The organism is Streptomyces sp. NPDC059037, assembly GCF_042740015.1.
Taxonomy (GTDB): domain Bacteria; phylum Actinomycetota; class Actinomycetes; order Streptomycetales; family Streptomycetaceae; genus Streptomyces.
In genome coordinates this window covers 15,154-20,617 of the sequence record NZ_JBHYIG010000142.1, presented here as the reverse complement: position 1 = coordinate 20,617, position 5,464 = coordinate 15,154, and the positions used below count along the sequence as shown (strand labels likewise).

General features: G+C 75.0%; 2 protein-coding genes. One reads left to right on the top strand and one right to left on the bottom strand.

Annotated features, from left to right (window positions below; translation table 11 throughout):
- Window positions 1-77 precede the first annotated feature (77 nt).
- Window positions 78-1,694, bottom strand: a complete 1,617-nt coding sequence (locus ACFWY6_RS26360; protein WP_384695040.1) for a protein kinase — start codon at window positions 1,692-1,694, stop codon at window positions 78-80.
- A 418-nt stretch (window positions 1,695-2,112) separates the two neighbouring features.
- Here ACFWY6_RS26360 and ACFWY6_RS26355 point away from each other — a divergent pair, with 418 nt between their 5' ends.
- Window positions 2,113-5,304, top strand: a complete 3,192-nt coding sequence (locus tag ACFWY6_RS26355; protein WP_384695037.1) for an FHA domain-containing protein — start codon at window positions 2,113-2,115, stop codon at window positions 5,302-5,304.
- Window positions 5,305-5,464 lie beyond the last annotated feature (160 nt).

Below are 5,464 nucleotides of genomic sequence, written 5' to 3'. Positions count from 1 at the left end.
TGGGGGGCTAAGCCCTGCCCGCGGCGGGGAGCTGGTGGCTCCCGGCCGGTCTCTGCTTTTTCGGTTCTTGGTCCGCGCTAGTTCCCGCCCAGTTTCCCTATCCAGCCGGAAACGGAGTCGTACCAGTCGGTCAGCTGGTCCCAGTACCCCTTCGTCGTACCGATCCACTCCTGGAGCGGGCTCAGCTCCCAGACGAGCCAGCTCGCCACGAAGAGGATGACGATGGTGAACAGGCACCCCTTGAGGCAGCCGAGACCCGGGATCTTCATCGGGTTCGCGCTGCGCTGCCTCGGCTCGCGCGGCGCGCGCCCGGCGGGCGGCTGCTGGGGCGGTGCCTGCTGCGGCGGCGCGGCGTACTGGCGCGGCTGCTGCTGGGGCTGCGGCGCCGGTGCGTACTGCTGCCGCTGCTGCTGCGGCGCGTACTGCTGAGGGCGCTGCTGCGGCTGCTGGGGGCGGGCCACCTGGCGCTGGGGGCGGCGGCGCAGCGGATCCTGGCTCGGGTCCAGGTACTGGACCTGGGTCTGTTCGTTGCGGTCGCGGGCCGCCCGCATCTGGTTCTGCCAGGGGTGCGGGTCGTCGGGGTTCGCGCCGGGCTGGTTCGGCGGCACCGGCGGCATGACGGCCGTCGGGTCGGCGTCTCCGGCTCCGGGGGCCCCGGTGCCCGCGCCGCCGGTGTTCTGCATGACGCTCGTCGCGGCGTTCGGGTCGTACGATCCCGCGTTGCTCGGCAGGACCTGGGTGGGGTCGGCGGCGCCGGCCGTCCCCGGCACCGTCGCGGGCGCCGGATCGGGCATCAGGAGGGCGCCCACGCCCTCCGCGGCGGCGATCTGCGCGCTGGACGCGTGCACGCCCACGCCGTCGGCCACGGCCCGCAGGCCGCGCGCGAGGTTCTCGGCGCTCGGCCGGTGGTCGGGGTTCTTGCTCAGGCAGCGCTCTATGACCGTCCACAGCGGGTCAGGGACCGTGGAGGGACGGCTCGGCTCGGCGCTGAGGTGCTGGTGGAGGACTTCGAGGGCCGAGCCGCCGGAGAACGGCGGGCGTCCTGTGACCAGCTCGTACAGCAGGATGCCCGCGCCGTAGATGTCGACCGCGCTGGTCTGCGGGCGGCCCTCGGCGGACTCGGGCGCCACGTACGCGGGCGTGCCGACGAATTCGTGGGTGCGGGTCAGGCCCGGGGAGTCGGCGAGGCGCGCGATGCCGAAGTCGGTCAGCATCGGGTGCATCGAGCCGTCGGCCTCCTGCTTGAGCAGGACGTTCGCGGGCTTCAGGTCGCGGTGCACGACGCCGTCCGCATGGCTCGCGGCCAGCGCGTCGGCGATCTGCGCGGTCATCAGGGCCGCGGCGACCGGCGTGAACGGGCCGTTGTCGCGGAGATAGCGGTGCAGGTCAGGGCCCTCGACCAGGTCCATGACGAGGGCGAGGAGATCGCCCTCGACGACGAGGTCACGGGTCCGCACGATGTTCGGGTGCGTGAGCCTGAGCAGGACGGACCGCTCCCGGAGGAAGCGCATCACGACGTCCGCGTCGTTGGCGAGCTCTTCCTTGAGGACCTTGATCGCGACCGTCTCGCCGGGCTGGCCGGCGACGGCCGCCTCGGCGCCCGCGGTCTCGCGCTGGCGGGCTCGCCAGACGGTGCCCGTGGCGCCGCGCCCGAGCGGCTCCTCGAGCAGGTACTTGCTGCCTACCGGCCGCACGTCATGCGCTCCCTGCTGATCTGGCTGGTCTGTCCGGACCCGGCTACCCGCCGGAAGGTGTTCCGACCCACTCTAATGCCGCCGTCCGGGGCACCGGCGGGTCAGATTCCGCGCCGGCCCCAAGGTGTCCGGATCGTTGTTCGGTGGAAAGACGCCCGACCGGGGCCGTTGGTTGCCGGGTGGCGGCGAATTGACCTCCGTCACCAACAGACGACCATTGATCGCAACGGTCCAAGCAGGCACTTTTCCGAGCAGAGCCGACCAATCAAGATCACTTACGGGTGGCCGCCGGGCGTGTTGTCAGTGGCAGGTGCGAGGATGCTTTCCTGATACTGGCCGACGTGCCCGTGTGTGGTGGGGGAATCACAGCGCGAGTCCCCCTGCCCGGCGGCAAGGGCAGAAGGGACCGCTGACGGCGATGCAGATCCGGCTGACCGTCCTCGGGCCGCGCAGCGGCCGGACCGAGCCCCAAGGCGGCCCCGCGCGCGGGGCCTGTGACGTGCTGGTGACCGCCCCCGCAGGGACCGCGCTCGCCGCCGTCGCCTCCGGCCTCGCATCAGCCGTCGCGGGCGGCGAAGGCCCCCTTGTCCTGTACGCGGAAGCGGAGCGGCTCGACGCCCAGCGCAGCACCCTCGGCGAGCCCCCGCTGATCGACGGAGCGGTGCTCTCGCTCGGCTCCCCCGCCGAGCCTGGGCCCGAACTGGCGGGCGCGGCGGCCCAGTTGCACGTGGTGGCGGGCCCGGACGCGGGCGGTGTGCATCTGCTGCACGGCGGACAGATCCGCATCGGCCGCTCGGCGGACGCGGACGTCCCCCTCGACGACCCGGACGTCTCCCGGCTGCACTGCGCGGTCACGCTCGGCCAGGACGGCCAGGTGACCGTGACGGACCTGGGCTCCACGAACGGCACGACGGTGGACGGCCGCGAGATCACCCGCCGCCCGGTGCGCCTCTCCCCCGGCTCCCTGCTGCGGCTCGGCGAGTCCGCGCTGCGGCTCACCGGCAGTGACGGCGTGGGCGGTGCGCTTGCGACGGCGCCGGACGGCGAGGGGCACGTGCGCGTGCGGACCGCCCAGGACACCGACGCCCCGCCCGCCGGGCCCGCGGAACCTTCCGAAGGCACGCACCACGCGTACGGCACCTCAGGGTGGGGCGCCTCCGGCGGGGACGGCCAGGACAGCGCGGACGGGGCGTACGGCACGCACGCGTACGGGCAGACGGCGGTCACGGACGTGCCGCTCGTGCCCCAGCAGGGCGGTGCCCCCGACGCCGAGCGGACCCGCGTCGGCACTCCGCCGCGCGGGACGACCGTGCCGCGCGGCCTGCGCAAGCGGGGCGGCCTCTCGGCCTGGGCCCGGCGGCTCACCGGAGGCCGGGACGACGAGCACGCGCAGGCCGACCACGACGAGTACGACGAGGCGTACGGCACCGACTCCCCGGAACCGGCAGGACCCACCCCCGAGGACCTCGCGGTGGCCGCCGCCGCGCGCACCCCCGAGTCCTGGCCCGACCCGGCGGCCCTGCTGCTCACCGCGCTCGGCCCCGGCCCCCGCCTCTGGGAGCGCGGCCCCGGCCACCCCGAGGCGCTCACGGTCCGGCTCGGCACGGTCGACAGGGCGACGCCGGACGACCGCGGCCTGCTGCCCGCCGTCCCCGTGACCGTGAGCCTGCGGGAAGCGGGCGCGCTCGGCCTCGCCGGACCGCGCGAGCGGCTGACGGGCCTGGCCCGCGCGGTCGTCGCCCAGCTCGCGGCCCTGCACTCCCCCGACGCCCTGGAGCTCGTACTGCTGAGCACGGACCGCACACGGCCTACGCCGGAGCGCGTCGCCGAGTGGTCCTGGCTCGGCTGGCTCCCGCATCTGCGGCCCGCCCACGGCCAGGACTGCCGCCTCCTGCTCGCCTACGACCGCGAGCAGGCCCTTGCCCGTACGGACGAGCTGTTGCGCCGTCTGGAGGATCACCTGGCGGACACCTCGGGGGCCGGCCGTTCCGAGCCCGGTGGCGGACCCTCCGCGCGCACCGTCGTGGTGGTGGACGGCGACCCCGGGGCCGCCGGGCTGCGGGAGGCCGTGGTGCGGCTCGCGCGGGACGGGGCCGCGGCCGGCATCCATGTCGTCTGCCTCGCCGAGACCCCGGCCGCCTCGCCCGCGTCCCCGGTGTCCGCCACGTACGAAGCAGCCTGCTCGGTGTCGCCCGCCTTCCGTGCCTGCGGTGCGGTCGCGCTGCTCAGCGGTGACGTGGCGACGGCGCTGCGGCTGCTGCGCACGGTGGACGGGCATCCGGCGGGGCACGGGACGGTCGCCGCGGTGGACGCGGTGTCGCAGGCCTGGGCCGAGCGGTTCGCCCGCGCCCTTGCTCCTTTCCGTACGGACGGGGCGCCCGGTGACGGGCACGCGCGTGTGTCCGCGCCGTTGCCCCAAATGGCGCGGCTGCTCGACGAGTTGGGGCTCGCCCGCGCCACCCCCGCGTCCCTGATGGCGCGGTGGGCCGCGGCCGCCGACGATCCCGAGGCGCTCGGCGGGCGGGCCTGGACGGTGCTCGGGGCGGGGCCGCGCGGTCCCGTGGTCGTGGATCTCGCCGCCGAGGGGCCGCATCTGCTGGCCGAGGGTCCCGCCGGGAGCGGCCGCACCGAACTCCTTCGGTCCGTCGCCGCGTCGCTGGCCGCCGCCGAGCGGCCCGATCGGCTCGGGATCGTGCTGATCGACGGGCGGGACAGCACGGGGAGCGGGAGCAGCGGCACGAGCGGGGGGAACATACGGCTCGGGGAAGGCCTGTCGTCCTGCACCGACCTGCCGCACGTCACCACGCATCTCGCGGCCAACGACCCGGTCCGGATGCGGGAGTTCGCGCAGTCGCTGACGGCCGAGCTGAAGCGGCGGGCGGAGTTGCTCGGGCGGCTTGGATTCGCCGAGTGGCATACGCAGCAGGAGGTTTCGGGGCGGCTGGTCGCGCAGCGCGCGGGCGGTAGCGGTAGTAGTGGTGGCGGTGTCGGCGCGGGGGCGGTTCCGGCCGCCGGTGACGGGGATCTTGATCCGCCGCCGAGTTCCACGATGCGGCTGCGGCCTGCCGCCGCGCGGAAGGGGGCCGAGCCGGGGCCGCCGTTGCCTCGGCTCGTCGTCCTTGTCGACGACTTCGACGCGCTGCTTTCGCCGGCTCTCGGGTCGCCGGGGCGGCCCGCCGCGGGGTCGGTCGTGCGGGCGCTTGAGGCTGTGGCGCGGGACGGGGAGCGGCTGGGGGTGCATCTGGTGGCCACGGCGGGGCGCAGTGAGCGGACTCCGGAGACGGAGTTGGGGCGGCGGGCCGCGCTGCGGATCGTCCTTGACGCGGTGTCTCCCGGGGCGGAGGAACCTGCCCCCGGGCGGGGGGAGTTGCGGTCTGCCGAGGGGCGGGTCAGTGCCTTCCAGGCGGGGCGGGTCACTGGGCGCATTCCGCGTACGGCGACCTTGCGGCCCACTGTTGTTCCACTGGAGTGGGAGCGGATGGGGGATCCGCCGGCTCGGCGGCCGGTGCGGGAGCTGGGGAACGGGCCTACTGACTTGGCCTTGCTGGCCAGTGCGTTGGAGCGGGCCGCGCGGTCCGTTTCCGCGGAGCAGGTGCCGTCGCTGCTGTGAGCTTCCTGCGGGAGGGGCCTGCCGCTCACCCCGCGGCGGCAAGTGGCCGAACAAGCCTTTTTGCCCCCCCCCCCCCCCCCCCCCCGCATAGTAAGCCCCCCGCAAAACCGCGGAGACTTGGGGTCTGGTGTAGGGTTGGTGGGTGTGTCGGGTTTTGCCG